This window comes from Corticibacter populi, assembly GCF_004217315.1.
Lineage (GTDB): Bacteria > Pseudomonadota > Gammaproteobacteria > Burkholderiales > Burkholderiaceae_C > Lampropedia > Lampropedia populi.
Map to the genome: position 1 here is coordinate 468,520 of NZ_SGWR01000004.1, position 26,424 is coordinate 494,943.

The window sequence follows — 26,424 nt, forward strand, 5'->3', positions numbered from 1 at the left end:
CCATCCAATGGGAGTAACGCGAGTAACGCGACTGGAGCGAATGTGCCTGGCACCGACGCGCTGCTGTGCGTCGAGGACCTGCAGGTGCGGCTGCCGGGTCTGCCACCCGATCAGCCCATTCTCGACGGCGTCAGCCTGACGCTGCAGGCCGGACGCACGCTGGGCATCGTGGGTGAATCCGGCAGCGGCAAGTCGATGACGGCGCTGGCCATCATGGGTCTGCTGCCGGAGGGGGCGCGCGCCGGCGGCCGCATCCTTCTGCAGGGGCGCGAGCTGCTGGCGCTGCCCGAGCGCGAGATGCAGACGCTGCGCGGCAACCGCGTGGCCATGGTGTTCCAGGAGCCGATGACGGCGCTCAACCCCGTGCACACCATCGGCAACCAGGTGGCCGAGCCGCTGCGCCTGCACCAGGGCCTGGGCCGGCGCGCGGCCATGGCCGAGGCCTGCCACCTGCTCGAGCGCGTGGGCATTGCCAACGCCGCCCAGCGCCTCTCGGCCTATCCGCACCAGTTTTCCGGTGGCCAGCGCCAGCGCATCACGATCGCCATGGCATTGGCCTGCAAGCCGGATCTGCTGATCGCCGACGAGCCGACCACGGCGCTGGACGTGATCCTGCAGCAGCAGATCCTCGATCTGCTCGACGGTCTGGTCGAGGAGCACCGCATGGGCATGATCCTGATTTCGCACGATCTGGCGGTGGTCTCCGAGTACAGCGACGACGTGGCCGTGATGCTGCGCGGCAGTGTGGTCGAGCGGGGCGCCACGCAAGCGGTGTTCGCCCGGCCGCAGCATGCCTACACGCGCCAGCTGCTGGCGGCGCGCCTGCACATGCTCGAGCCGCACGTTCCCAGCGCCGAGGAGCAGGCACAGGAGCGGGACGCCGCCGCGGGTGCCGCCGCCGCGGCGGTCTGGGAAGCCGAGCAGGGCGCCCGGGCCGTGGAACCGGGACCGGACGTGGATGTGGAGGGGCAGCCATGAGTGGCCACTACTTCCATCGCTGCATGTTGCTGGAGGTGCGGGGCCTGAGCCGCAGCTACCGCCTGCCGCGGCAGCACTTGCTGGCCCCGCGGCCGGAGCTGCGGGCGCTGCGCGACGTCAGCTTCAGCATCGCGCCGGGCCAGAGTCTTGGCATCGTGGGCGAATCGGGCTCGGGCAAGTCCACGCTGGCACGGCTGGTGATGGCGCTGGACAGGCCCAGCGGCGGCAGCGTGCGATTGCTCGGCCGCGATCTCTTCGCGATGACGCCGCAGCAGCTGCGCATCGCCCGCACCGATTTCCAGATGGTGTTCCAGGATCCTTACGGTTCGCTCGATCCGCGCCAGCGCGTCGGCCGCATCATCACCGAGCCGCTGCGGGCGCTGCGCACGCACGACGCTGCGGCGATGTCCCAGCGCGCCGCGCAGGTGCTCGAACAGGTGGGCATGCGCGCGGCTGATCTGGAGAAGTTCCCGCACGAGTTCTCCGGCGGCCAGCGCCAGCGCATCGCCATTGCGCGCGCGCTCATCACGCGCCCGCGCCTGATCGTCGCTGACGAGCCGGTCAGCGCGCTCGATGTCTCGATCCAGGCGCAGGTGCTGGACCTGATGCAGGATCTGCAGAAGACCTTCGGCATCTCCTTTTTGCTGATCAGCCATGATCTGGCGGTGGTCAACCACCTGTGCGATGAACTGCTGGTGCTGCACCAGGGCCAGGTGGTCGAGAAGGGCAGCCCCGAGCAGATTTTCCAGCAGCCGCGCCACGCCTACACGCAGGCGCTGATCGCGGCGATTCCGCGCGTCGGCCAGGGGCGCCGGCGCACCCGCCTGCAAGGCGCGGACGGGGATGGCGCGGGCGCCCCACCCGTGCCATGAGCACCATGAGCGGCCAACCGGCCGGTGGCGGTGGCGGTGGCGATGGCGATCTTTTTGCCGCCGCCGGCCTGGAGCCCCGGCTGGCGCTGGGCCGCCAGGCCTGGCTGCTGCGCGGGCGCGCCGCCGGGCGTGCCGATGCGCTGCTGGCCTGCATCGCCGAGGTGGCAGGGCAGGCGCCGCTGCGCAGCCTGCTGACGCCGGGCGGGCGGCGCATGTCGGTCGAGACCAGCAGCTGCGGGGCGCTGGGCTGGACCTCGGGCCCCGGGGGCTATCGCTACCAGCCGATCGATCCGGCCCGTGGCCTGCCGTGGCCCGCCATGCCGGGCTGGCTGCACGACTTCGCCGCCGAACTGGCGGCCGAGGCCGGCTTTGCCGGTTTCTCGCCCGACAGCTGCCTGATCAACCGCTATCGCCCCGGAGCCAGGATGGCGCTGCACCAGGATCGCGACGAACGGGACTTCGGCCAGCCCATCGTGTCGATCTCGCTGGGCATGACGGCGCGCTTTCTGTGGGGCGGCCTGCGGCGCCAGGACAAGGCCGGCCAGGTCGCGCTGTTCCATGGCGACGTGGTGGTCTGGGGCGGCGCCGACCGGCTGCGCTTTCATGGCATCGCGCCGTTGGCCGGCCCGCCCCACCCGCTGCTGGGCAGCGAGCGCATCAATCTGACGCTGCGCCGCGCCGGCCCCACGGCGAGAGCAGCAGCGCGGTGACCAGCAGCAACAGCCCCGCCGTCACCCAGGTCACCACCGCCATGGCATGGTCGAAGGCCTGGCCGGCCAGTGCCAGCAGGGACGCCGCCAGCTCGGGCGGCAACTGCTCGGCCGCCAGGCGCGCCGCATCGATGCTCTCGCGTATGCCCGGCAGCTCCGCCAGCGACGGCGGCAGCTGCAGCGCCGCGGCATAGCTGGCCGTCATCAGGCTGCCCAGCAAGGCGATCCCCAGCGAGCCACCCAGCTCGTAGGAGACTTCCTCCATGGAGGCGGCCATGCCGGCCTTCTCGGGCGGCGCATTGAACATGATGGCGCTCGAGGCACCCGTCACCGCCATGCCGAACCCGAAGCCGAACACCGCCAGCGCCATCAGCAGCGCCGGACCGAGGCCCTGGTGCGTCAGCACCACCCCCACCAGACCGGCGCAACTGCCCAGCATGCCGGTGCCGATCACCACGCGGCTGCCGACGCGGTGCATCCACCAGCCCGCCAGCGGGCCGGCCAGGAAGGCCGCGATCGACAGCGGCAGGATCTGCAGGCCGGCCTGCAGCGGCGTGAGCTCGCGCACCAGCTGCAGCCATTGGCTGAACACCAGCTGGAAGCCGATCAGCGCCACCGAGCAGGTCACCGCGGCCACCACGCCGCCGCAGAAGGTGCGGTTGCGCAGCAGGCTCAGGTCGATCAGCGGATGCGCGATGCGGCGCTGGCGCCGCACGAAGACGACCAGCAGCAGCACGCCCAGCGCACCGATGGCCAGCACCACCGGCCAGGCCGGCTGCCCTTGCGCCGGCGTCTGCGCGGCGGCCTTGACGGCGTAGGTGGCGGCGGTCAGCCCCAGCAGCGCCAGCAGCGAGCTGGGCCAGTCCCAGCGGCGCGCGGCGTTGCCCGGGTGCGGCACGATCAGCGCCAGCACCAGCGGGATGCTCAGCAGCACCACTGGCACGTTGATGAGGAACACCGAACCCCACCAGAAATGCTCCAGCAGAAAGCCGCCCAGCAGCGGCCCGACGGCCGCGCCGCCGGAGGCGACCGAGGCCCAGATGCCGATGGCCATGCCACGCTCGCGCTCATGCACGAAGGCATGGCGGATGATGGCCAGCGTGGCCGGCATCATCAGTGCCGCGCCGCAGGCCAGCGCCGCGCGGGCGGCGATCAGCGATGGCGCGTTGGGCGAATAGGCTGCCCACAGCGAGGCCAGCCCGAACACCAGCAGACCGGCCAGGAAGACGCGCCGGTGGCCATGGCGGTCGCCCAGCGTGCCCGCGCCCGGCAGCAGCCCGGCCACCACCAGCGGGTACATGTTGACGATCCAGAGCTTCTGGCTGGCGCTGGCCTGCAGTTCATGCGTGAGGATGGGCAGCGCGGTGTAGAGCACCGTCATGTCGATGACGATCAGGAGCAGCGCCACCGAGACGATGGCCAGCACCAGCCAGCGGCTGGCGTCACCGTTGGCGCTCCCCCCGCGGCCACTGCCGCTGCTGCCGGGCAGCGCTTGCCAGGTGCTGCCTGTGCTGGCGCTGTGGGGGGTGTTCTGTGGCCGGCCCGCCGTCATGCGGCCTCCGCGGCTTTGGCCTGGGCCAGGGGGTGCGCGGCGGCAGCCAGCGGCTTTTGCCAGAACATCGCACTGCCGAGCGCCGGATCCAGCGCATATGGGGCAAAGCCGAAGCGCCGGTAGGCCGCCTGCGCGTGCCGATTGCCCTCCAGCACCTCCAGCGTCAGCTTGCATGCGCCGATTTCGCGGGCGATCTGCTCGGCCCGCTCGAACAGCCGGCGCGAGATGCCCTGGCCGCGGAAAGCCGGTGCCACGGCCACGTCGTGCACGTTCAGGATGGGCTGGCAGGCAAAGGTGGAAAAGCCTTCGATGGCATTGAGCAGGCCGGCCGGCTGGCCATCGACGAAGGCCAGGATGACGTGCGCGCCGGGGCGTGCCGCCAGTGCCGCCGGCAACTGCTCACGGGTGCGCTGCGGCAGGGGCTCGCTGCCGCCCATGGGGTCGCGCGCATAGGCGTCGAGCAGTTCGACGAGGGCGTTGGCGTGGTTCGGAAGGCGCAGATCGGCCAGGATGATTTCCAGCATGAATGTCTCTCTAGCAATGGCCCGCACAGGCAGCAGGGCGGCCTGCGCGGGTCGGATGGTGATGGATTGGCTATGGCGTGAGCAGGCGCGCATGCAGCGCGCCGCGCAGCGCGTTGCACAGCACGATGTCACTGGCGCGCAGCAGGTCTTCGCGGTGGAGGGTGCGCTCGCGCGCCTGCCAGGCAGGGTCTTCGAGCAGCACCGCCCGCATCACGCCGGGCAGCAGGCCCGCCTGCAGCGGAGGTGTGAACCAGTGGCCACCCAGCCGCACGAAGACGTTGCTGCGCGCGCCCTCGGTCAATTGCCCGGCTTCGTTGAAGAACAGGCCGTCGAAAGCGCCGCGCGCCTGGGCTGCGTGCATGGCCGCATCGTAATCGCTGCGCAACGTGGTTTTGTGACGGCGCAGCCAGGCGGTCGTGCCGCACAGGGTGTCGCAGAGCACGGCGGTGACGGGATCATCGGGCGAGCCGGGCTGCGCCAGGGGCGCCAGCACGCCGTGGCTGAAATGGCAGTCGCCATGCTCGCGCAGTGCCAGCCGCAGACGCCAGGCCTGGCCGGTGGGCAGGTGCTGGCGCTGGTAGTCCTGCAGCGCTGCGTCCCAGCCTGCGGGGGCGGCGGCAAAGCCCAGTGCCTGCGCGCTGGCAAGCAGGCGCGCACGGTGGCGCGGCCACAGCGGGATGCTGCCGTCGGCAGCCACGCGCATGGTCTCGAACAGCTCGAAGCCGGCCATCTCCTGCGTGGCGAAGCGGGCCTTGAGCCAGCACTCCTGCCATTCGGCAGCGGCCTGGCTGTCCCAGACGATGCCGGCGCCCACCGGCATGCGCACGCGATGGGGTCCGCCCGGGCCGTCCGGAACGTCCGCGCTGTCATCGAGGAACAGCGTGCGGATCGGCACCGACAGGCAGTAATCCATGTCCGTGGCGTCGTCGGCTGCCGTGCCATGGGCGAGGTCCACCCAGCCGATGGCGCCGGTGTAGATGCCGCGTCGGTGTCCGCCGGCTTCGACGGCCCCTTCGCGTTGCGCGATGAGCTGCATGGTGCGGTGTTTGGGCGCACCGGTGATGGAGCCGCAGGGGAAGGTGGCGCGCAGCACGTCGGCCAGGCTGGTGCCGGGCCGCAGGGTGGCCTCGACGGTGCTGGTCATGCCCAGCACCGGGCCATTGCGCTGCACCGCAAAGAGGGCGGGCACGCGCACCGTGCCGGGTAGTGCCACGCGGCCCAGGTCGTTGCGCAGCAGGTCGACGATCATCACGTTCTCGGCGCGGGTCTTGGTCTGGCTGCGCAAGGCATCTGCCGCGGCCTGTGTGGCGGTGGCATCGTCGCTGGCTGCGGCGGTGCCCTTCATCGGCCGGGCGGTGATGTGCGCGCCCCGCACCTGCAGGAACAGCTCCGGGGAGAAGGAGAGAATCCACGCGCCATCGCCCGCATGGCCGCCGCTGTCTTCATCGGTCTGGCCGGGCCGGTGGATGAGCGCGCCGAACTCGGCCTGCTGGCGCTGGCGCAGGCGCCGGTAGAGCGCCAGCGGCGCGCCATGGGCGAGGCCGCGCAGGCTGAAGGTGTGGTTGACCTGGTAGGTCTCGCCACGCGCGATGGCGGCGTGGATGGCGGCGATGTCGGCGGCAAACTGCGCCTCGTCCTGCGAGGCGTGCCAGCCCAGCAGGCCGGCCTGGGCATCGGCCGGCAGCTGCCGGTCCAGCCAGGCGTCGACCTGTGCGCGTGTTTGCATCTGCAGATCGGAAAACAGCTCGGCCCGCAACTGCCCTGGCGCAGGGGGCAGCCCTTGCAGGCCCAGTCCCCATTCGTAGTCGGCCAGCAGCACGGCGTGCAGGCCCTGGCGCAGCGCCTGCCGCAAGGCCTGCAGCCAATCCTGAAGGCCGGCGGCATCATGGCAGGCCAGGCTGCGCTGCCAGCCGGTGTAGAGGCGGCTGCGGCGCTCGCCGGCCGCGGCGGCGCCATCGTCGAGCAGGGCAAACGGCGCCACATCCAAGGCGTTGCCGCTGGTGCGCGGCGGCGTGTGGGCAGAGGGGGGCGTCATGCGTGCTGCAGCAGGGCCTCGATGGCGGGCCAGACCGTCTCCAGCAGCAGCGGCTGCGCCTGCGCATTGGGGTGGATGCGGTCGGCCTGGAAGTAGCGATCGAGGTCCTCGGGCGCGGAGACGGCCTCCAGCATGAAGGGCACCAGGCCGGTGTTCTTCTGCTGCGCCACGGTCTCGAACAGCGTGGCGAATTCCTGCGTGTAGCGCTGCCCGTAGTTGGGCGGGACCTGGATGCCCAGCAGCAGCACCCGGGCGCCGGCAGCCTGCGCGGCATCGACCATGGCATTCAGGTTGGCGCGGGTACTCTCCAGCGCCAGGCCGCGCAGCGCGTCGTTGCCACCCAACTCGATGATCACGTAGGCCGGGCTGTGCTGGCGCAGCAGTGCCGGCAGGCGGGTGCGGCCACCGGCGGTGGTCTCGCCGCTGATGCTGGCGTTGATGACCTGGACCGGTCTGGCGGCTTCCTGCAGTTGCTGCGTCAGCAGTGTCACCCAGCCCTGGCCGCGCGCCAGGCCGTACTCGGCGCTGATGGAGTCGCCCAGCACAAGCAGGCGCGGCGGTGGCGGGGCCGGGGCTGGTTGGGCGCTGGGTTGCGCCGCCGCAAGGCCGGCCCAAGACCCCAGCAAAAACCCTGAGAGTGAAGACGCGATAAAGTGACGCCGATGGAAAACGCTGTTCACACGATTGCTCCGATGCAAGACACAGGCGCTGGGATCGATTCCGCCGCGATTGGTTCTGCCGCCGCCGCGCCCGAGGCGCTGATTATGGTGGAACATCTTGGCAAGGCGGTGCAGGATTCGAGCGGTACGCTGCAGATCCTGCAGGATATCAACCTGCGCATCGCCGCGCGCCAGACGGCGGCCATCGTCGGTGCCTCGGGTTCGGGCAAGAGCACGCTGCTGTCGATCCTGGCCGGGCTGGACGTGCCCAGTTCGGGCACGGTGCGGCTGGATGGGCAGGACATCTTCGCGCTCGACGAAGACCAGCGCGCGGCCCTGCGGGCCAGCAAGACCGGCTTCGTGTTCCAGAACTTCCAGTTGCTCGGCAGCCTCACGGCGCTCGAGAACGTGATGCTGCCGCTGGAACTGGCCGGCCAGCGCGATGCGCGGCGGCTGGCCACCGAGATGCTGCAGCGCGTCGGCCTGGGCCAGCGGCTGCAGCATTATCCCAAGCTGCTCTCGGGCGGCGAGCAGCAGCGCGTGGCGCTGGCACGCGCCTTCGTCGTGCGGCCGCAGGTGCTGTTTGCCGACGAGCCCACCGGCAGCCTGGATTTCGCTACTGGCGAGGCAGTGATGGCGTTGATGCTGGCGCTCAACCAGGAGCTGGGCACCACGCTCATCATGGTCACGCACGACCGGGAGCTGGCGGCGCGCTGCGACCTGCGGGTGCGCATCGAGGCCGGGCGGGTGGCGAGCATCGAGGCCTGAACAGGCACTCTGCGGTCGCCGCATTCGGGGGGCGGCGCGAAGCGGCGATAATTGCGGCGCGCTTCGATGAACAGAACGGCCGGGCAGGGGCCCGCCTTCACAACAGAACCCCCACGCCATGACAACCACCACCATTCGTCAGGACGACCTGATCGAGTCGATCGCGGCTGCCCTGCAGTACATCAGCTATTACCACCCTGCGGACTACATCCAGCATCTGGCGCGCGCCTATGAGCGCGAGCAAAGCCCGGCGGCCAAGGATGCGATGGCGCAGATTCTCACCAACTCCAAGATGAGCGCGACCGGCCACCGGCCGATCTGCCAGGACACCGGCATCGTCAACGTGTTCCTGAAAGTGGGCATGGAGGTGCGCTGGGAGGGCTTCACCGGCAGCCTGGAAGACGCCATCAACGAAGGCGTGCGCCGCGGCTACAACCATCCGGACAACACGCTGCGTGCCTCGGTCGTGGCCGATCCGCAGTTTGCCCGCAAGAACACCAAGGACAACACGCCCGCCGTCATCGTCACCGAGATCGTGCCCGGCAACACCGTGGACATCACCGTTGCCGCCAAGGGCGGCGGCTCGGAGAACAAATCCAAGATGGTCATGCTCAACCCCAGCGACTCGGTGGTCGACTGGGTGCTCAAGACCGTGCCTACCATGGGCGCCGGCTGGTGCCCGCCGGGCATGCTGGGCATCGGCATTGGCGGTACCGCCGAGAAGGCGGTGCTGCTGGCCAAGCAAAGCCTGATGGAAGACCTCGACATGTACGAACTGCAGGCCAAGGCCGCCAGGGGCGAGAAGCTATCCCAGGTCGAGGAACTGCGCCTGGAGCTGTATGAGAAGGTCAACGCTTTGGGCATTGGCGCGCAGGGCCTGGGCGGCCTGACCACCGTGCTGGACGTCAAGATCGCCATGTACCCCACGCACGCGGCCAGCAAGCCGGTGGCGATGATCCCCAACTGCGCCGCCACGCGCCACGCGCACTTCGTCATGCGCGGCGAAGGCCCGGTCTACCTGGAAGCGCCGTCGCTGGACCTGTGGCCCAGGATCGACTGGGCGCCCGACTACAACAAGAGCAAGCGCGTGCAGCTCGACACGCTGACCAAGGAAGAAGTGGCAAGCTGGAAGCCCGGCGACACGCTGCTGCTCAATGGCAAGATGCTGACCGGCCGCGACGCCGCGCACAAACGCATTCAGGACATGCTGGCCAAGGGCGAAAAGCTCCCCGTGGATTTCACCAACCGCGTGATCTACTACGTCGGCCCGGTCGATCCCGTGGCGGGCGAGGCCGTCGGCCCGGCTGGCCCGACCACTGCCACGCGCATGGACAAGTTCACCGACATGATGCTGGAGCAAACCGGCCTGATCGCCATGGTTGGCAAGGCCGAACGCGGCCCGGTGGCGATCGAGTCCATCAAGCAGCACCAAAGTGCCTACCTGATGGCCGTCGGCGGCGCCGCCTACCTGGTCTCCAAGGCCATCAAGACCGCGAAGGTCGTCGGCTTCGAGGATCTGGGCATGGAGGCCATCTACGAGTTCGACGTGGTCGACATGCCGGTGACGGTGGCCGTCGATGCCGGCGGCACCAGCGCGCACGTCACCGGACCGGCCGAGTGGAGCCGGCGCATTGCCAGCGGCGAGTTCAAGTCGATTGCGCTGACGGAGGCGTAGACCGGCCAAGGGCATGAACATGGGCCGGTGGTGCCCATGTTCTCATGCGGTGAGCCTTATCGCATGCCACGCCATTGGTCCCTCAGAGCCTTGCGATTGATCTTGCCCACGGCCGTTTTCGGAATGGCGTCCAGCCAGAGGATCCGGCCTGGTTTCTTGTACGAGGCCAGCCGGGCCTGAACGTGGGCGACGAGTTCGCTCTCGCCGACCTCGGCGCCGTTGCGGCGTACCACGCAGGCCACGACTTCCTCGACCCATTTCTCGTGTGGCAGTCCGATCACGGCCACCTCGGCCACCGCCGGATGGGTCAGCAGCGCATTCTCTACCTCGCTGGGATAGATGTTGTAGCCGCCGCTGATGATCATGTCCGAGGTGCGGTCCTTGATGTAGAGGAAGCCCCTGGCATCGAAGCAGCCAATGTCACGCGTGTGGACCCAGCCGTCGGTGGAGAAGGTCTGGGCATTGAGTTCGTCGGCATTGAAATAGCCGGCGATGGCCGAAGCGCTGCGAATGCAGATCTCGCCGGCTTCACCCTGCGGCACGTGCTGCCCCTGGTCGTCCAGCAGGCGGATCTCGACATCGACGCAGGGTTGACCACATGCGCCGAGCGTCTCGCCCGCATGGTCCTCCGGTCGCAGCACCGCGATGCACAGCGGCGCCTCGGTCTGGCCGTAGTACTGCCAGAAGCGGTGCTGTCCCCAGGCAGCCATGGCTTTCCGGATGACGGCATCGGGCATCGGCGAAGCCCCGTAGATCACCCTTTGCAGCGAGGCCGGTGGCGTGGCCGATCCGGGCTGTGCCAGCAGCATCTGCAGCATGGTCGGCACCAGGTTGATGGCTGTGGCCCCATGGTGATGGATCGAATCGAGATAGGTTTGCGGATCGAACCCCGGCAGGATTGCGGTACGCGCTCCGCGCAGCCAACAGGGCAGCACGAACACCCCGCTGGCATGGATCAGCGAGGCCGCATGCAGCATCACGTCGTCGCGTGTGGCCGGAAACAGGTTCAGCAGCACATTGCGGCAAATGCCGGCATAGGACGCCTGGGTGTGCTGCGCCGCCTTGAGGGTGCCGGTGGTGCCAGAGGTGAACAGCGTCAGTATCACGTCGCCCGGCTGGTGTGCCACATCCGGCTCGGTGTCGGGCTGCGCCTGCGCCAGCGTGAGCAGATCCGCCGCACCTGCGGGCCACGCCGCCTGTGGGCCGTCTGGTCCGAGGCCGAAGCATTGCAGCGCCGGCACTTGTTCCTTCAATTCCCTGGCGCGCTCGGCCAGGTCGGTGCCGAACAGCAGGAACATGGCCTGGGTTTCCGCCAGCATGCGCGCGTGTTCCGCCAGTGACAGGCGGGCATTCAATGGCACCCGGTTGATGCCGGCTTTCACGCAGGCAAAGTCCACCGGTACGCTGTAGATGCCATTGTTGAGCAGGATGGCCACCCTGCTGTGCGGGCCGGCGCCCGCGAAAGCCAGTGCCTGTGCCAGCTGATTGCTGAGTGCATCGACTTGCCGGAAGCTCAGTTCCTGGCTGCCGAACTGCACGGCGATGCGCGGGCCATGCTGCGAGGCGCCACGGCGGATCAGGTCCACGTACAACGGCGCTGGTGGGTTTGCCTGGCGGGTCCGGGAAGAGGTGTCCATGTTTGTCTCCTTTGTCATGATGATGAAGGGCCCTGATCGGGTGTCAGGTGCCGAACTGTCCGTGGCGTCCTGCGCCATCCACGAATGCCTGTGCGCCGTTGGCACCTTCCATCTCCACGATGGGAGTGCCGTGGCGGCCCTCGTTTTGCAGCGCCTGCGCCAGTGGCAGGTCCCATTGGGCGTAGGCCGAGGCCCGGTCTGCCAGCATGCATTGCTGCGGAAACGCAGCGAGCTGGGTGGCCAGTGCGAGCGCCGTCTCCAACGCCCTGCCGGCGGCAACCACGCGATTGACCAGGCCCATTTCCAGCGCTTCCGCGGCCTGCACCGCGCGTCCGGTGAGGATCAAGTCCATCGCGCGCCCCATGCCGACAATGCGTGGCAGACGCACGGTACCGCCATCGATCAGTGGCACGCCCCAGCGCCGGCAGAACACCCCCAGCACGGCGCCTTCGCCTGCCACGCGCAGATCGGCCTGCAGCGCCAGTTCCAGGCCGCCGGCCACCGCGTAGCCTTCGATGGCTGCGATCAGCGGCTTCGAGAGGGCCATCCGCGACGGGCCCATGGGGCCGCTACCCAGCCCCTGGGGATCCAGTTCATTGCGCAGAACGGGGTTGTTGACGGCCGCCAGGTCAGCCCCCGCGCAAAAGTGTCCTCCCGCACCGGTGAGAACCGCCACCCTGAGGGAGGCATCCGCCTCAAAGCGCTGGTAGCAGGCGCGCAGGGCCTCGGCGGTGGGCCGGTCGACGGCATTGCGGCAATCAGGCCGGTTGATCGTGATGAGGCAGGTCTGATCTTGCACCTGCCAGATGACTGGATCCATGGTGGCACCTTTCGATGGCGTGACGGGGGACTTCTTGCGAAACGGAATACTAGGATCGATTACAAAATTACGCAAAACAGAGCCCATCGTGTAATCTTCGGTGCCATGGAAGATGCTGCCAACTACCGCGCTCCGGATCTGATCCTGGACCTGCTGGCGACCAATGGGCGTGCGCTGACGACGGCACAGCTGATACGGGCCGGTGCGCTGATGGGCATTCAGGGCAATGCCGTCAAGGTGGCGCTGCACCGCCTGGTCGCCTGCGGCAAGGTCGTTGTGCAGGCGCGCGCACGATACCGCGCCAATCTGAAGGACAACGTCCTGTTGGCACACCTGGTGGGTTGGTACCAGCGGGAGGAGCAGCTCCGGCCATGGGCTGGAGAATGGTTGTTCGTGCACGACGACGGTGTGCCGAGAGCCGATAAAACGGCCTGGCGCAGGCATGAACTGGCCATGCGGCTGGGGGGCTATGCCCGGCTGAGCGGCAGCCTGTGGCTGCGGCCGGACAATCGCCTGGAATCCTTCGCGCAAGGCCGCCTGGGGTTGCTGGCGTTGGGCATGCATGTCAAGGCGTTGGCGCTGCATGTCGACCAGTGGCAGCCGCCGTCAGGCCTGGCATTGGCGGAGCTGTGGCAGAGCAGGGCGCGTGATCGGCGCTATGCCGCCTTGCTGAAAAGCATCGAGGCCAGTCGCGAAGCCATCCTCTCGGGCCTGCCTCTGGCCGAGGCGGCGCGTCAGACCCTGCTTCTCGGTCGCAGCATCATCAGTGAACTGGCCATGGATCCACTGTTGCCCCCCGAACTTCATCCACCGGACATGCATGCCGAGCTGTATGCCCGCACCCGCGCATACCAGCTGATGTCGATTCGCATCTGGCGCCGTTGGCTGGGTTCTGCGCAAGGAGCATCAACCCGGGCCCACCGTGGCCCGGCCCGGTGACATGAGCCGCCTTTGGAACCTGTTCACGATCTTTTCGTGGGTCACGGCAAGATCGTGAACAGGCCCTCAGCCCGGGTTGCCCGCGTCCGATCCGAACACTGCCTGCCACAGGGCCAGCCCGGCGAGCTGGTGGGGTTCGGCTTCCTGCAGCGGAATTCGCGCGGGTTGTTCGTTGAGGCGGGCGATGTGCTGGATGCGGCGCAGCGCCCGGTAGGCGTCGGCGGCGCTGTGGCCGACCGGCGCCGGCAGCAGGCCCTGCTGCTCGGCGATCTGCAGCAGCGCAATGTTGCCGGCGTTGCGCACCAGTTCGGGATGCTCGGCTGAATGCGCCAGCACGAGGTATTGCGTGGCGAACTCGATGTCGATCATGCCGCCGGGACTGTGCTTGACGTCGAACTGGCCGGCGTGGCCGGGGTGCGCGGCACGCATGCGCTCGCGCATGGCGCGGATTTCCTGCCGCAGCGCGGCACGGTCGCGCGGCGCCTGGATGACGGCGCTGCGCACCTCGTCGAAGCGCTCGCGAAGGTGGTCGCTGCCGAGCACGAAACGCGCCCGTGTCATGGCCTGGTGCTCCCAGGTCCAGGCGGTGTTGCTGCCGCGTTGCTGCTGGTAGTTGGCATAGGCCTGGAAGCTGGTGACCAGCAGGCCCGAATTGCCGTTGGGACGCAGTGCGGTGTCGATCTCGTAGAGGTCGCCCTCGGCGGTCTTGGCGGTCAGCCAGGTGATGAGCTTGCGCACCAGCGCGGCGTAGGTCTCGGGGGCGTCGTCATGCTCATCGTCGAACACGAAGACGATGTCCAGGTCGCTGCCGTAGCCCAGTTCCTTGCCGCCGAGCTTGCCATAGCCAATGATGGCGAACTGCGGCTCCTCGCGGTGCTTCTTGCGCAGGCGCTGCCAGCACCAGTCGGTGGTGATCTGCAGGATGGTGTCGGCCAGCGCGCTGAGGTCGTCGGCAACGGCCTCGACGCTGATGCGCTGCTCGACGTCGCGCGCCAGCGTGCGGAACAACTCGGCGTGGTGGCCACGGCGCAGCAGGTTCATCAGGTTCTCTTCGTCGTCTTCGCCGGTGCGCTGCAGCGATTCGAGCCGCAGCCCGATCTCGGTGCGGAACGTCGCCGGGTCGAAGCGTTCGTGCAGCACGCTGCCGCTGGCGAGCTCGTCGACCACGCCGGGGTGGCGCAGCATGTAGCGCAACGGCCAGCGCGCTGCCGCCATCATGTGCAGGATGCGGGTGTGGACGATGGGGCGCTCGACCAGCAGCGCGAAATAGGTGTCGCGGCCGAGCAGCGACTCCATCCAGTCGCAAAAGCGCGTGGCCGCGTCCTGGCTGATCTCGCCCTTGGCCAGGCGCTGGCCGGTGGTGTGCAGGATTTGCAGCACGCGCGCGAGCGAGTCGTCGCGCAGCGCGGCAAAGCGCGGCAGGTCCGGCCAGTCCTGGACGTGCTGGGCCATGGCGGCGGGCAGTTGCTGCAGCAGTTGTTCGAAGGAGGCGGGCCGCCCGCCGTTCTTGTGGCACTGGCCGCCGCTGCAGGTTTTGGCCTTGCTGCCACCGAGCAGCGCATCGAATTCCTGCGCCACGCGCTCGCGGTGCAGGTCCAGTGCGCGCAGGAAGTGTGGCACGTCGGCATGGCCCATCGAGCAGGCGATCCATTGCAGGTCGTCGTCTCGCGTGGGCAGCACGTGGGTTTGCTGGTCGTCCAGGTACTGGATGCGGTGCTCGACCTGACGCAGAAATCGGTAGGCCTCGGCCAGTTGTTCGGCGGTCTGCTGCGGCATCAGGCCGGCGCGGGCCAGGCGCTCGAGCGCCTCCAGCGTGGGGCGGCAGCGCAACTCGGGGAACTGGCCGCCGCGCACCACCTGCAGCAGCTGCACGGTGAATTCGATCTCGCGGATGCCGCCGCGCGAGATCTTGACGTCGTTGGCGCGCTCGGGCCGGCCGGCGCAGCGCACGCTGGCGTGCTCGCGGATCTGCCGGTGCAGGTCGCGCAGCGCATCGAACACCGCATAGTCCAGGTAGCGGCGGAACACGAAGGGCAGCACCACTTCGCGCAGCTTCTGCACGTTGGGGCTCGCGACGCAGGCGGCCGGTGCCACCACGCGGCTCTTGAGCCAGGCAAAGCGTTCCCATTCGCGGCCATGCACGAAGAAGTAGTCGTTGAGCGCGGACAGCGCGATGGCCGCCGGCCCCGACTTGCCATGTGGGCGCAGTGCCAGGTCCATGCGGAACACGAAGCCGTGTTCGGTGGTGTCGCCCACCAGGGTCTGGATGATGCGTACCAGCTGCCCGAAGTATTCCTGGCAGCTGATGCGGCCGCGCCCCTGGGCATTGCCGCTGGTTTCGCCTTCGCGTTCATAGACGTAGATCAGGTCGATGTCGCTGGAGACATTGAGCTCGCGTGCCCCGAGCTTGCCCATGCCGATGATCCAGAACTGCACCGGCCGGCCCTGTTCGTCCTGCGGCTGGCCGTGTTTCTCGGTCAGCATGGCCTGGCCCTGCGTGCAGGCGCGGTCCAGCGCCAGTTCGGCCAGCCAGGTCATGCTGCGGGTGATTTCGTCGACGCTCGCGCCCTGCTCGACATCGCGCACGACAAGGCGTTCGAGCACCAGTTGCCGCAGGATGCGCAGCGCCGCGCCCAGCGCGTGCTGATCGCACAGCGCCGCCAGCGTGTTTGCCATGGCGGCCTTGTCCAGCGGACCGGGCGCCAGCAGCGGCAGTTCCGCGGCATAACGGCGGCGCAGCCGCTGGCAAAGGCGCGAGTAGTCGGCAGGGGCCTGGCAATGTCCCTCCTGCCCAGGGAAAGGGGCAGTGGCCGGGACGGGGGCGGAACTGGCGGACATGGCTGGAATCAATCGGCAGGAGATGAACGGGAAGGCCGCGACACGCGTGCCCTTTGATTGCCACTGTAAAACGATTCAGCTCCGCCGGTCGCAAGCGGTGCGCAAAGTCCAGTACGGGCCATGGTTGTCGATCGCCGGCAGGGATGGAAACATCCCATCACGCCGATGACGCCGCCGATTCGCTGTGGCCTTGTCTGGCGCTGGCCTATGCTGGTGCGCGCGGCCAAGCGGCTTGGCATGCCTGATAATTTTGTTTTTCATGAGTTCTTCCTCCCACCCCTCGCGCTGGTTGCGTGGCCTGACCGTCCTGACCCGCTGGGCCCTGCGCCTGGCGTTGGCAGGCTGGGCGCTGGCGTTGCTGGCGCTGGTGCTGCTGCACGCCTGGGTGTTGCCGCACCTGCAGGACTGGAAGCCGCGTCTGGAGGCCTGGGGCAGTGCGGCGCTGGGGGCGCCGCTGCGCATCGGCTCGATCGAAGCACTACCCAATGGCCTGCTGCCGGCGGTGCGCGTGCGCGGGCTCCAGGTGCTGGACGCGGGCGAGGCCACACTGGAGGTGCCCGAGGCCATACTCGCCCTTTCGCCGCGCTCGCTCTGGCGCGGCAGCATGGAGCAACTGGCGCTGCGCCATCCGCACCTGCAGGTGCGGCAGACCCCCACTGGCCTGCGGGTGGCCGGGCAGGATGTGGCCTGGCCGGAGGCGGGTCAGCCGCCGTCAGGCGATCTGCCGCCCATGCTGCTGTGGCTGCTGCGCCAGCCCGAACTGCTCATCGAGGGCGGGCGCCTCTCCTGGCAGCCCGCGGCGGTTGCCGATCACGCCGGCTTTGGCGATGCCGCTGTCGACGATGCGGATGGCGTGACCATGGCAGCGCCCGGGCCAGCCTGGCACATCGATGGCATCGAGCTGCTGATGCGCTACCAGCCGCTGAGTCTGCGCCATGAGTGGTCGGTGCGTCTGCAGCCTTCATGGACGGGCGCGGCGGCGCTGGAGCTGCGCGCGCAGCTGCGCCGTCCGTTGCTGGCTGTGGGCGACGCCGCAGGCTGGCCGCGCTGGAGTGGGCAGGTCTATATCCGCTGGCCGCAGTTCGACGTGGCCGCACTGGCTCCCGTCGTGGCGGCCCTGCCGCCCTTGCAGGGCATCGACTGGCAGCAACTGAAGCCCGAGGGCAGGCTGGGCGTGCAGACCTGGCTGGAACTCGATGATGGCCAGCTGCGCCGGCTCACCGCCGATGTCGTCGGGCGGGACGTGCAGGCGCGCCTGCCGGGAGCGTCCATGTCGCTGGCGCTCGATGAACTGCAGAGCCGCTTACGCGCCAGCCATGCCCCGAGCGCCGAGGGCAGTGACTGGGAGGTGCAGAGCGAAGGCCTGCGTTTCAGCGCACAGGGGCTGAGCTGGCAGGATGGCGATGTGCACTGGCAATACCACCAGCCCAGCCAGCCCCGCCAGTCTGCGCTCATGTCCGATGGAGCCCGACGTGGCGCGTCGCGATGGCCACAAGCACTTCCCGCACGCATGCGGCTGGCGGTCAGCACCATCGATGTGGCGGCACTCAGCCGCGTGCTTGGCGCGCTGGCCTGGGAGCCGCAGGACGCCCAGGCCGCGCCGCCCGCGCGGCCTGACTTTGTTGAAGCCAATGCCGATCAAGCATGGTCGATGGCGCTGCTGGGGCGCATGCTGCAGCGATGGCAGCCTTCGGGCACGCTGCGGGATCTGGCGCTGGAGTGGCAAGGACGGGCGGGCGAGGTGGCGCCCCACTGGCGCGTCCAGGCCCATGTCGAGGCGCTGCGCCTGGGCATGGATGCCCCGGCCGAAGGTCCCGCACTGCCGCTGGGTCTGGCGGGCTGGAGTGGTGCGCTGCAGGCCGATGCGCATGGTGGCGCCTTCATCGCGCGGGTGCGCGATGGCCTGCTGCGCCTGCCCACCGTGTTCGAGGAACCCGAGCTGCCGCTGCAGACGCTCGATGCCGAGCTGCGCTGGCGGCTGGGCCCGCACGGGCAGCTCGATGTCGAAGCGCCGTCGGTGCGTTTTGCCAATGCCGATGCCAAGGGCGAGCTCCAGGCACATTGGCGCACTTTGAATGACGACGAACTGGCGGCGCCAGTGGCGGATGTGCCGGCCTCGCGCTACCCGGGCGTGCTGCAGCTGAACGGAACGCTCAGCGATGCCGATGGCGCGCGGGCCGCGCGCTATCTGCCGCTGACCGTTGCCGCGGACGTGCGCCGCTACGTGCGCGAGGCGGTGCAAAAGGGCCGCATACGGCAGGCCGATGTCGACGTGCACGGCGATCTGCGGCACTTCCCCTTCGATCCCGTGCACGAGGAACGTGCCGGAGCCAGCGGCGAGCTGTTTCGCATCGTGGCCGAACTCGAAGACGTCGATTACCGCTATGCACCGCATTACCTGCTGCACGAAAGCACCGGTACCGCCGGCTCGCCCGCACTGGTCTGGCCCGACCTGCAGGCCGTTGGCGCCACCCTGCGTTTCGAGGGCAACCGGATGGCGCTGGCCGTGCGCGAGGGCCATCTGCGCGATGCGCCCGCGCTGCGCATCGCCAGCGGCAGCAGCGCCCGCATCGATGACCTGGGGCATGCGGTGCTGCAGGTCGATGCCACACTTGATGGCCCCTTGCAGCCGCAACTCGAACGGCTGGCACGCAGCCCGGTGGCGCGCATGACCGACCACCTGATGGATGCGTTGACGGCCACCGGTGATGCCCGGCTGCGCCTGCAGCTGGGCCTGCCGCTCGACAGCCGCCACGGCGGCGACTACCGCGTGCAGGGCGAACTGCAGCTCAAGGGCAATGACCTGCAGTGGTGGCCCGAAGTGCCGGTGCTGCAGGGCGCGAGCGGCTTGGTGCGCTTCACCGACAAAGGGTTCGATTCGCAGGACCTGCGGGGCCGGGCCCTGGGTGGCGAACTGCGCCTGACCGCGGCGATGGACGAACGCACGCGAGGCCAGCCCACCCACACGCGCGTACAGGCGCAGGGGCGTCTGAGCGCCGCCGGGCTGCAGACCTACCTGCAACGGGCGACGGGCGGCGGCCCGGTGCTGACCATGGCGCGGGCGCTGGAGGGGGAGAGTGATTACCGGCTCGATCTGCAACTGCTGGGCCAGCGTCCCTACCTGAGCTTTTCCAGCGACATGGTCGGCATGGCCAGCCATCTGCCAAGCCCCTTGCAGAAGCCGGCCGATACGGCGCGGCCACTGGTGCTGCAGCACCAGCCCGCCGAGGCCGGTGCGACGGAACTCTGGCAGCTCGACTGGGGGGAGCTTGTCGCGGCGCGCTACCGGCTGACCGTGCCGACCGATGCGGCGGCGCCCCGCCAGGTGCAGCAGGGTCAGGTGTTCGTTGGCGACTTCAGCGCCGACGAGCGCCGCCACCCCGAATTCATCGCGGCGCCGTTCGTCGAACTGCCGCAGCCACCGAGGGTACAGGTCTATGTGGACCTGCCCGAGCTGGATGCGCAGGCCTGGTACCGGCTGTTGGCGGCTCCTGCCGTGCCTGCCTCACCTGCTGCTACTGCTACTGCTGCCGCCGCGGCTACGGGTACGACCACGATGGGCACTCCGCCAGCGTCCACTGCTTCTGCAACGGCCGCCGCCCCGCAGGAGCTCGTCTGGAAGGGCCTGATTCCAGATGTCTGGAATTGGCGGGTCGGCCGCCTGCAATGGGGCCCGCGCAATGTTCATGGGCTTCGGATGCAGCTCTACCAGGCACCCGATGGCCAACCGATCTGGCATGCCAATGTGCAGGCGCAGGAGATGCTCGGCGCCTTGGAATACCACCCGGATTACCTGGAGCGCACCGGCCTGGTGCGCGGGCGGCTCCAGTACCTGGAACTGCCCGAGGCAATCACCGAATCGCTGGGTGCGGCCGATGCGGCATCGCCGGATGCCGCAGCGCCGGCAGCCGGCAGCGGGCTGCAGCGCCTGCCGACGCTCGATCTGGAAATCGATCGCCTGCTGTTCGCCAGCCGCGACTGGGGCAAGGTGGCCCTGCAGGCCATGAACCGTGTCGAGGCGGGCGTGCCTTCGCAATGGCGCATCAACCACCTGAGCATCGACACCCCCGAGGCCCGTTTGAGCGCCAGCGGCAACTGGGAGGATCTGCAGCCAGACTCCCGCCCGCACACCCTGCTCGAAGGGCGCAAGCGCATGGCCATGGACTTTTCGCTGGAGCTGCGCGATGCCGGCCGGTTATTGGCGCGCCTTGGCATGCCCGGCCTGCTGCGCGGCGGCAAGGGCAGCCTCGAGGGGCGGCTGGGCTGGCTGGGCTCGCCCGTCGAGCTGGACTTGCCCAGCCTCAATGGGCGCTTTCACATCAATGTGGGCCAGGGCCAGTTCCTGCGGGCCGATGCCGGCATGGCACGTTTGCTGGGCGTGCTCAGCCTGCAGGCGCTGCCGAGGCGGCTGACGCTGGATTTTCGTGATGTCTTCAGCGAGGGTTTCGCCTTCGATGCGGTGCAGGGCGACGTGCAGATGGCCGCCGGCAAGGCGCACACCAGCAATCTGCAGATGCAGGGCGTCAACGCTGCCGTGGCGCTCGAAGGCTCGGCCGATCTGGTGCGGGAGACGCAGGACATCCGCGTCGTGGTGGTCCCCGAGGTGAACACCCTGGCGGCTTCGCTGGTGGCCACGGCCATCAACCCGGCGATCGGGGCTGGCACGCTGCTGGCCCAGTTGCTGCTGGACAAGCCGCTGGCCGATGCCACCACGCGAGCCTTTCACATCCATGGCTCCTGGCAGGAGCCGGTGGTTGACCGCGTCGGCGCGGCTGCGGCGGCACCTGCTGCGCCCGCTGCCGATGGCGGTGATCCGGCCCCTTGAAGGAATTGAAGTTTTTTTGGGGGGCCGGACGGCGGCTTCCTCGTCCCTGCGTTCGGCCATGAAAAAGCCTGCCGACTGGCAGGCTGGGTCAAAGGCCGGGAGGCTCTTCGCGCTTACCGGGCGCGCTCGCCCACGAAGATCTCGACGCGGCGGTTGCGGGCGCGGCCATCGACCGTGGCGTTGCTGGCCACCGGCTCGTAGGAGCCGCGCCCATCGATCTGGACGCGCTGGCCGGCCACGCCGCGGCTGACCAGGTACTGGCGGGTGCTTTCGGCGCGCTGGCGCGAGAGCGGGTTGTTGATGGAATCGTTGCCGGTGCTGTCGGTGTGGCCGACGATGACGATGTCGGTGTCCGGGTTGTTGCGCAGGCTGTTGGCGAACTGGTCGAGCAGCGGTGCGAACTGCGGCTTGATGTCGGAGCGGTTGGTGTCGAACGAGATGTCGCTCGGGATGTTGAGCTTGAGGCGGTTGTCGTCGGTCTGGGTGACCACCACGCCGGTGTTGGCCATGGCGCGGTCCATCTCGGCGCGCTGGTGCTCCATGCGCTGCGACCAGACATAGCCGCCCAGGCCGCCGAGCGTCGCGCCGATGGCTGCGCCCTTGCCGTCGCCGGCAATGCCGCCGACCACCGCGCCGATGCCGGCGCCGATGCCGGTGTTGCGCTGGGTTTCGGTCATGTTGGCGCAGCCTGCCAGTGTGAAGGCCGCCGCAGTGGCGATGACCATGGCGAGTTGACGTTGTTGTTTCATAGGGCTTCTCCTGATGCACCCTGGAACGAGTGACATGTTTTTACCGTGTGGATTGGCGTGGCCGCCAGACAGTGCGTGGAATAATGCGCGCTGGCCGTCACACGGCATGCAGTATCGCGCATCTAGCCCGCGCGCAATGAAGGACAAATCCTTCAATCGTGATCTTGTGTGTCGTCTTTGTCAGTCTTTGTTTCTTCCCGGAAGGTGCCGCGAGATGCCCCGCGTGCCGCGGCGTCGCGGTGCGATGTCTGCGGCGTCCGCATGGTCTCCAGTCACAGCCATCCCATGCTCCATACCCTGATCCGTTGCATCTCCCGCGCCTCCCGCATGCCCCTGCTGGTGGCCGCTGTTGGCGTGCTGGCCGCTTGTGGCACGCAGCCCAAGGCGCCCGACGAGCGGCCCTCCGAGGCGGTGGTGCAGCCGCGTGCGCTGCCGGTTCTGCAGGCGCATCCGATCGGCCCCAGCGTCAAACGCGAGAATGCGCTGTGGACGCCGGTGTCCTGGGGCGACCTGCCGGGTTTCGAGCAGGACGACTTCTCCAACGCCTGGGCCTCCTGGGTGCGCAGCTGCGAGCGCCCGCATGCCAGCTGGCTGCAGGCCTGCGCGCAGGTGCGCGAGCTGCTGATGGCCGACGACGCCCAGCGCCGCCAGTGGATGCGGGCCGCGCTGCAGCCCTATCTGGTGCGTTCATCCGGCGGCAGCGACCTGGGCATGCTGACGGCCTACTATGAGCCGGTCATGCAGGCGCGGCGCCTGCCGGACGAGGGCTTCGGCGTGCCGCTCTACGGCTTGCCGGCCGGCTTCAACGGCAATGGCACCTGGTTCAACCGCCAGCAAATCGAGGGCGGCCACCCCGGCGCCCAGGCGGCGCTGCGCGGGCGCGAAATCGCCTGGCTGAGCGATCCGGTCGATGCGCTGGTGCTGCACATCCAGGGCTCGGGCCGGCTCATCCTGCAGGAGCCTGACGGCCAGGTGCGCCAGGTGCGCGTGGCCTATGCGGCCACCAACAACCACCCCTACAAGAGCGTGGGGCGCTGGCTGCTTGAACGCCGCCTCATCACCGATGCGAGCTGGCCGGGCATCAAGGCCTGGGTCGACGCCAATCCGGCGCGCGTGCAGGAGATGCTCTGGAGCAATCCGCGCTACGTGTTCTTCCGCGAGGAGGCACTGCCGGCCGAGGAGATCGAGATCGGCCCGCGCGGCGCGCAGGGCGTGCCCCTGACACCGGGGCGCTCCATTGCGGTGGACCGCCGCAGCATTCCCTATGGCACGCCGGTCTGGCTGATGACGGCCGGCCCCACGCTCAACGAGCAGCGGCTGGTGCTGGCGCAGGACACCGGCAGCGCCATCGTCGGCGCGGTGCGAGCCGACTATTTCATTGGCTGGGGCAAGGAGGCCGGAGACCTCGCCGGCCGCGTCAAGCAAGACCTGTACCTCTGGGCACTCTGGCCCAAAGGTGCGCCGCTGCCCTGAGAACCTGACCATAGAAAGAACGTGAACAGGTTCTGATCCCCCTGGAAGGCGGATTCCCGACGGTGCCGCTGGCGCCCGCGGCTTGGCGCTGCGGTTGGCTCAGTGCCTTCAGTGCCCCTCGAAATCCACCAGCGTGAAGAGCGAGTGACCGCTGGCGCGAACCTTGCCGGAGCCGCCCAGCTCCGGCAGGTCGACGATGGCGGCGCACTCCGTCACCTCGGCACCCAGGCGCTCGAGCAGCTTGATGCCCGCCAGCATGGTGCCGCCGGTGGCCACCAGGTCGTCGATCAGTAGCACGCGCTGGCCGCGCGTGACGGCGTCGGTGTGGATCTCGACACTGGCATTGCCGTATTCCAGTTCGTAGGTTTCTTCCACGGTGGTGAAAGGCAGCTTGCCCTTCTTGCGGATCGGCACGAAGCCGACGTTGAGCGCATAGGCGACCACCGCGCCGATGATGAAGCCGCGCGCATCCAGCCCGGCCACCACATCGGGGCGCAGCCCGGGGGCCATGTAGCGGTGCACGAAGGCATCGGCGAGCACGCGGAACACCTGCGGGTCCTGCAGCAGCGGCGTGATGTCGCGGAACTGCACGCCCGTGCTGGGCCAGTCGGGGACGGTGCGGATGTGTTCGCGCAGGAATCGCGAGACGTTCAGGGCGCTGGTGGTCGGGGGCATGGCGGTCGTCAAGTTGTCGTGCGGTGCGGAACGCGTAGTGTAAAGTCGCTCAGGTCTCGCGGTGTTCGGGCCGCCAGCCGCGACGGCACCGGCGGCGCAAGGGCCGATGCCCGGCAAGCAACCATCGGTCCGCTCCTCTTTCCCGATTTCCCCATCATTCACTTCAATGGAGTCAAGCATGAGCATTCAAACCGTCGGCATCATCGGCGCCGGCACCATGGGCAATGGCATCGCGCAGGCCGTGGCGGCAGCCGGTCTGCAGGCCATTCTGGTGGACATTTCCGATGCGGCTGTGGAGAAGGGGCTGAGCACCGTGGCATCCAGCCTGGACCGCCTGGTCAAGAAGGAAAAGATCAGCGAAGCCGACAAGACGGCCATCCTGGGCCGCATCAGCGGCACCACCGATTACGCCCGACTCCGGCCCGCCGATCTGATCATCGAGGCAGCCACCGAGAACTACGAGCTGAAGATCAAGATCCTCAAGCAAATCGAGGCCATTGCCGCGCCGGATGCCATCATCGCTTCGAACACCTCGTCGATCTCCATCACCAAGCTGGCGGCGCAGTCGGCCAGGCCCGAACAGTTCATCGGCATGCACTTCTTCAACCCAGTGCCGCTGATGGCGCTGGTGGAGGTGATCCGCGGCATCCAGACCAGCGATGCGACCAACGACAAGGTGGTGACGCTGGCGCGCGCGCTGGGCAAGACGCCGGTGGAAGTCAAGAATGCGCCGGGCTTTGTCGTCAACCGCATCCTGGTGCCGATGATCAACGAGGCCTTCTTCGTGCTGGCCGAAGGCACCGCCACCCCCGAGGCCATCGACGAGGCCATGAAGCTCGGCGCCAACCACCCGATCGGCCCGCTGGCGCTGGCCGACCTGATCGGCCTGGATGTGTGCCTGGCCGTCATGGAGGTCTATCTGGAGGAGTTCGGCGACAGCAAGTACCGCGCGGCACCGCTGCTGCGCGAACTGGTGGCCGCCGGCTACCTGGGCCGCAAGACCAAGCGCGGCGTCTACCAGTATTGAGGACTGCAGGGCCTGTCGTGGTCCGACCCAGGGCGCCGGTGATGCCGGCGCCTTTTTGCTGTCTGCCGCATCGGCAAAGCAGGTTGCCGTTTGTGCCATTCGTTTGTGCCATTCCTGTCGCCCCGCTGTGCGGGCAGGACGCCTTCATGCACAATCGCCGGGCGGCCTGGAGCCGATTCCTGCGCCTGCGCGGCCTACCCGTGGGTTCGCCACCTGCCAGATAGATCAAGGAGACAAACCATGAGCGAGCTTCCCGGCCTGAACTTCCAGTTGGGCGAAGAGATCGATGCGCTGCGCGATGCGGTGCGCGACTTTGCCCAGAGCGAGATTGCCCCGCTGGCCGCCGAGGCCGACCGCAGCGACCAGTTTCCGATGCAGCTGTGGCGCCAGATGGGCGAGCTGGGTGTGCTGGGCATCACCGTGCCGGAGGCGTATGGCGGCGCCGGCATGGGCTACCTGGCGCACATGATCGCGATGGAGGAGATCTCGCGCGCCTCGGCCTCCATCGGCCTCTCGTATGGCGCGCACAGCAACCTCTGCGTCAACCAGATCAAGCGCAACGGCAGCGAGGAGCAGAAGCAGAAGTACCTGCCCAAGCTGATCTCGGGCGAGCACGTCGGCGCCTTGGCGATGAGCGAGCCGGGCGCGGGCTCGGACGTCATCAGCATGAAGCTCAGGGCCGAGGACAAGGGCGGCTACTACCTGCTCAACGGCAACAAGATGTGGATCACCAACGGCCCCGATGCCGACACGCTGGTGGTTTACGCCAAGACCGAGCCCGAACTGGGCGCGCGCGGCGTGACGGCCTTTCTGATCGAGAAGGGCATGCCGGGCTTCTCGGTCGCGCAAAAGCTCGACAAGCTGGGCATGCGCGGCAGCCACACCGGCGAGCTGGTGTTCGAGAACGTCGAAGTGCCGGATAGCCACATCCTGGGCGGACTCAACCAGGGCGCACGGGTACTCATGAGCGGGCTGGACTATGAGCGCGCCGTGCTGGCAGCAGGGCCGGTGGGCATCATGCAGGCGGTGATGGACAACGTCGTGCCCTACATCCACGACCGCAAGCAGTTCGGCCAGAGCATCGGCGAGTTCCAGCTCATCCAGGGCAAGGTGGCCGACATGTATACCGTGCTGCAGGCCGGTCGGGCCTTCCTCTACACCATCGGCAAGAACCTCGACATGCTGGGTGCCGAGCACGTGCGCCAGGTGCGCAAGGACTGCGCCTCGGTGATCCTCTGGTGCGCCGAGCAGGCCACCCGGATGGCCGGCGACGGCATCCAGATCTTCGGCGGCAATGGCTACATCAACGAATACCCGCTGGGGCGGCTGTGGCGCGATGCCAAGCTTTACGAGATCGGGGCCGGCACCAGCGAGATCCGCCGCATGCTGATCGGGCGCGAGCTGTTTGCCGAGACGCTGTGAGCCATCCGCGCAAAAGGGCTTCTTTGGGCGTCTGTTGCGCACAGTCCTTGCAGGGTGTGCGGGTTTGGGTGTATTCGGTCAGACTGGATATCGTGCTGTGAAATAGCGGCATTTCCCGTTTTTTGTGGGAAATAATGATTCAACGGTGCGCAAAAATCATCAAAACAGGGGATTTTCCCGTTCGTTCGAGATGGCCTGCAGGGTGGCTGCGGCGTGGCCATGGCGGCTGGGCACGGACCATCATGC

19 protein-coding genes are annotated in these 26,424 nt (G+C 68.4%); 10 read left to right on the forward strand and 9 right to left on the reverse strand.

The annotated features are described in order from the left end of the window. Positions 1-42 precede the first annotated feature (42 nt). From EV687_RS16235 to alkB, 3 genes are read left to right on the forward strand one after another with little or no spacing between them, the layout of a single operon-like run. Positions 43-978 carry an ATP-binding cassette domain-containing protein gene (locus EV687_RS16235; RefSeq protein ID WP_242612680.1) on the forward strand — a complete coding sequence of 312 codons (936 nt, stop codon included), beginning with the start codon at positions 43-45 and terminating at the stop codon, positions 976-978. Continuing rightward, a complete protein-coding gene (locus EV687_RS16240) occupies positions 975-1,850 on the forward strand; it encodes an ATP-binding cassette domain-containing protein (protein WP_122229123.1) in 876 nt (291 codons plus the stop codon). Before EV687_RS16235 ends, EV687_RS16240 begins: the two co-directional genes overlap by 4 nt. A gap of 5 nt (positions 1,851-1,855) precedes the next feature. Beyond that, complete coding sequence (gene alkB / locus EV687_RS16245; protein ID WP_122229831.1) at positions 1,856-2,560, forward strand: DNA oxidative demethylase AlkB; 705 nt, start codon at positions 1,856-1,858, stop codon at positions 2,558-2,560. Here alkB and EV687_RS16250 read toward each other — a convergent pair. From EV687_RS16250 to EV687_RS16265, 4 genes are all read right to left on the reverse strand, one after another. Beyond that, positions 2,508-4,112, reverse strand: coding sequence for an MFS transporter (locus EV687_RS16250; RefSeq protein ID WP_122229121.1), 1,605 nt, complete (start codon positions 4,110-4,112; stop codon positions 2,508-2,510). The genes alkB and EV687_RS16250 overlap by 53 nt on opposite strands. Next, on the reverse strand, positions 4,109-4,636 hold the full coding sequence (locus EV687_RS16255) for a GNAT family N-acetyltransferase (RefSeq protein WP_122229119.1): 528 nt from the start codon (positions 4,634-4,636) through the stop codon (positions 4,109-4,111). The genes EV687_RS16250 and EV687_RS16255 overlap by 4 nt, the downstream gene beginning before the upstream one ends. 70 nt (positions 4,637-4,706) lie before the next feature. After that, the gene (locus EV687_RS16260) at positions 4,707-6,671 is read right to left on the reverse strand and encodes a bifunctional chorismate-binding protein/class IV aminotransferase (protein WP_122229117.1); all 1,965 of its coding nucleotides are present in this window, start codon (positions 6,669-6,671) and stop codon (positions 4,707-4,709) included. Further along, positions 6,668-7,297, reverse strand: a complete 630-nt coding sequence (locus EV687_RS16265; RefSeq protein WP_242612681.1) for an arylesterase — start codon at positions 7,295-7,297, stop codon at positions 6,668-6,670. Before EV687_RS16265 ends, EV687_RS16260 begins: the two co-directional genes overlap by 4 nt. A 138-nt stretch (positions 7,298-7,435) precedes the next feature. Here EV687_RS16265 and EV687_RS16270 point away from each other — a divergent pair, with 138 nt between their 5' ends. Together EV687_RS16270 and EV687_RS16275 are read left to right on the forward strand one after the other, a co-directional pair. Then, positions 7,436-8,098 carry an ABC transporter ATP-binding protein gene (locus tag EV687_RS16270; RefSeq protein ID WP_242612700.1) on the forward strand — a complete coding sequence of 221 codons (663 nt, stop codon included), beginning with the start codon at positions 7,436-7,438 and terminating at the stop codon, positions 8,096-8,098. Positions 8,099-8,216: 118 nt separating this feature from the next. Beyond that, on the forward strand, positions 8,217-9,773 hold the full coding sequence (locus EV687_RS16275; protein WP_122229113.1) for a fumarate hydratase: 1,557 nt from the start codon (positions 8,217-8,219) through the stop codon (positions 9,771-9,773). A gap of 56 nt (positions 9,774-9,829) precedes the next feature. Here the strand turns inward: EV687_RS16275 and EV687_RS16280 are convergent, their stop codons facing one another. Together EV687_RS16280 and EV687_RS16285 are read right to left on the reverse strand one after the other, a co-directional pair. Further along, positions 9,830-11,410, reverse strand: a complete 1,581-nt coding sequence (locus EV687_RS16280) for a class I adenylate-forming enzyme family protein (protein WP_122229827.1) — start codon at positions 11,408-11,410, stop codon at positions 9,830-9,832. A 43-nt stretch (positions 11,411-11,453) separates the two neighbouring features. Beyond that, complete coding sequence (locus EV687_RS16285) at positions 11,454-12,230, reverse strand: crotonase/enoyl-CoA hydratase family protein (RefSeq protein WP_122229111.1); 777 nt, start codon at positions 12,228-12,230, stop codon at positions 11,454-11,456. 105 nt (positions 12,231-12,335) lie between these two features. Between EV687_RS16285 and EV687_RS16290 the strand changes: the two genes are divergently transcribed. After that, complete coding sequence (locus EV687_RS16290; protein ID WP_122229108.1) at positions 12,336-13,169, forward strand: PaaX family transcriptional regulator; 834 nt, start codon at positions 12,336-12,338, stop codon at positions 13,167-13,169. A 66-nt stretch (positions 13,170-13,235) separates the two neighbouring features. On the opposite strand, the gene glnE is transcribed toward EV687_RS16290, so the two are convergent. After that, on the reverse strand, positions 13,236-16,007 hold the full coding sequence (gene glnE, locus EV687_RS16295; RefSeq protein ID WP_122229104.1) for a bifunctional [glutamate--ammonia ligase]-adenylyl-L-tyrosine phosphorylase/[glutamate--ammonia-ligase] adenylyltransferase: 2,772 nt from the start codon (positions 16,005-16,007) through the stop codon (positions 13,236-13,238). A gap of 259 nt (positions 16,008-16,266) precedes the next feature. Between glnE and EV687_RS16300 the strand changes: the two genes are divergently transcribed. Continuing rightward, a complete protein-coding gene (locus tag EV687_RS16300; RefSeq protein WP_130466545.1) occupies positions 16,267-20,832 on the forward strand; it encodes a YhdP family protein in 4,566 nt (1,521 codons plus the stop codon). Between the two features lie 113 nt (positions 20,833-20,945). Here the strand turns inward: EV687_RS16300 and EV687_RS16305 are convergent, their stop codons facing one another. Then, positions 20,946-21,581, reverse strand: a complete 636-nt coding sequence (locus EV687_RS16305; protein ID WP_122229100.1) for a YiaD family glycine zipper/OmpA-like lipoprotein — start codon at positions 21,579-21,581, stop codon at positions 20,946-20,948. Positions 21,582-21,866: 285 nt separating this feature from the next. Between EV687_RS16305 and mltA the strand changes: the two genes are divergently transcribed. Further along, complete coding sequence (gene mltA / locus EV687_RS16310) at positions 21,867-23,054, forward strand: murein transglycosylase A (RefSeq protein WP_242612682.1); 1,188 nt, start codon at positions 21,867-21,869, stop codon at positions 23,052-23,054. A gap of 108 nt (positions 23,055-23,162) precedes the next feature. Here mltA and EV687_RS16315 read toward each other — a convergent pair whose 3' ends face one another. Next, complete coding sequence (locus EV687_RS16315) at positions 23,163-23,729, reverse strand: adenine phosphoribosyltransferase (protein WP_122229096.1); 567 nt, start codon at positions 23,727-23,729, stop codon at positions 23,163-23,165. A gap of 178 nt (positions 23,730-23,907) precedes the next feature. Here EV687_RS16315 and EV687_RS16320 point away from each other — a divergent pair, with 178 nt between their 5' ends. Both EV687_RS16320 and EV687_RS16325 read left to right on the forward strand, forming a co-directional pair. Next, positions 23,908-24,756, forward strand: coding sequence for a 3-hydroxybutyryl-CoA dehydrogenase (locus tag EV687_RS16320; protein WP_122229094.1), 849 nt, complete (start codon positions 23,908-23,910; stop codon positions 24,754-24,756). Between the two features lie 240 nt (positions 24,757-24,996). Further along, positions 24,997-26,178: an isovaleryl-CoA dehydrogenase gene (locus tag EV687_RS16325; RefSeq protein ID WP_122229092.1), complete on the forward strand. Its 1,182-nt coding sequence runs from the start codon at positions 24,997-24,999 to the stop codon at positions 26,176-26,178. Positions 26,179-26,424: the final 246 nt, after the last annotated feature.

What these genes read in the sequence shown, in the direction of transcription:
- mltA (WP_242612682.1), top strand. Translation starts at nt 21,867, where the DNA reads ATGCTCCATACCCTGATCCGTTGCATCTCCCGCGCCTCCCGCATGCCC.
- EV687_RS16300 (WP_130466545.1), top strand. Translation starts at nt 16,267, where the DNA reads ATGAGTTCTTCCTCCCACCCCTCGCGCTGGTTGCGTGGCCTGACCGTC.
- EV687_RS16285 (WP_122229111.1), bottom strand. Translation starts at nt 12,230, where the DNA reads ATGGATCCAGTCATCTGGCAGGTGCAAGATCAGACCTGCCTCATCACG.
- EV687_RS16280 (WP_122229827.1), bottom strand. Translation starts at nt 11,410, where the DNA reads ATGGACACCTCTTCCCGGACCCGCCAGGCAAACCCACCAGCGCCGTTG.
- EV687_RS16315 (WP_122229096.1), bottom strand. Translation starts at nt 23,729, where the DNA reads ATGCCCCCGACCACCAGCGCCCTGAACGTCTCGCGATTCCTGCGCGAA.
- glnE (WP_122229104.1), bottom strand. Translation starts at nt 16,007, where the DNA reads ATGTCCGCCAGTTCCGCCCCCGTCCCGGCCACTGCCCCTTTCCCTGGG.
- EV687_RS16305 (WP_122229100.1), bottom strand. Translation starts at nt 21,581, where the DNA reads ATGAAACAACAACGTCAACTCGCCATGGTCATCGCCACTGCGGCGGCC.
- EV687_RS16325 (WP_122229092.1), top strand. Translation starts at nt 24,997, where the DNA reads ATGAGCGAGCTTCCCGGCCTGAACTTCCAGTTGGGCGAAGAGATCGAT.
- EV687_RS16275 (WP_122229113.1), top strand. Translation starts at nt 8,217, where the DNA reads ATGACAACCACCACCATTCGTCAGGACGACCTGATCGAGTCGATCGCG.
- EV687_RS16260 (WP_122229117.1), bottom strand. Translation starts at nt 6,671, where the DNA reads ATGACGCCCCCCTCTGCCCACACGCCGCCGCGCACCAGCGGCAACGCC.
- alkB (WP_122229831.1), top strand. Translation starts at nt 1,856, where the DNA reads ATGAGCGGCCAACCGGCCGGTGGCGGTGGCGGTGGCGATGGCGATCTT.
- EV687_RS16290 (WP_122229108.1), top strand. Translation starts at nt 12,336, where the DNA reads ATGGAAGATGCTGCCAACTACCGCGCTCCGGATCTGATCCTGGACCTG.
- EV687_RS16240 (WP_122229123.1), top strand. Translation starts at nt 975, where the DNA reads ATGAGTGGCCACTACTTCCATCGCTGCATGTTGCTGGAGGTGCGGGGC.
- EV687_RS16255 (WP_122229119.1), bottom strand. Translation starts at nt 4,636, where the DNA reads ATGCTGGAAATCATCCTGGCCGATCTGCGCCTTCCGAACCACGCCAAC.
- EV687_RS16320 (WP_122229094.1), top strand. Translation starts at nt 23,908, where the DNA reads ATGAGCATTCAAACCGTCGGCATCATCGGCGCCGGCACCATGGGCAAT.
- EV687_RS16270 (WP_242612700.1), top strand. Translation starts at nt 7,436, where the DNA reads ATGGTGGAACATCTTGGCAAGGCGGTGCAGGATTCGAGCGGTACGCTG.
- EV687_RS16250 (WP_122229121.1), bottom strand. Translation starts at nt 4,112, where the DNA reads ATGACGGCGGGCCGGCCACAGAACACCCCCCACAGCGCCAGCACAGGC.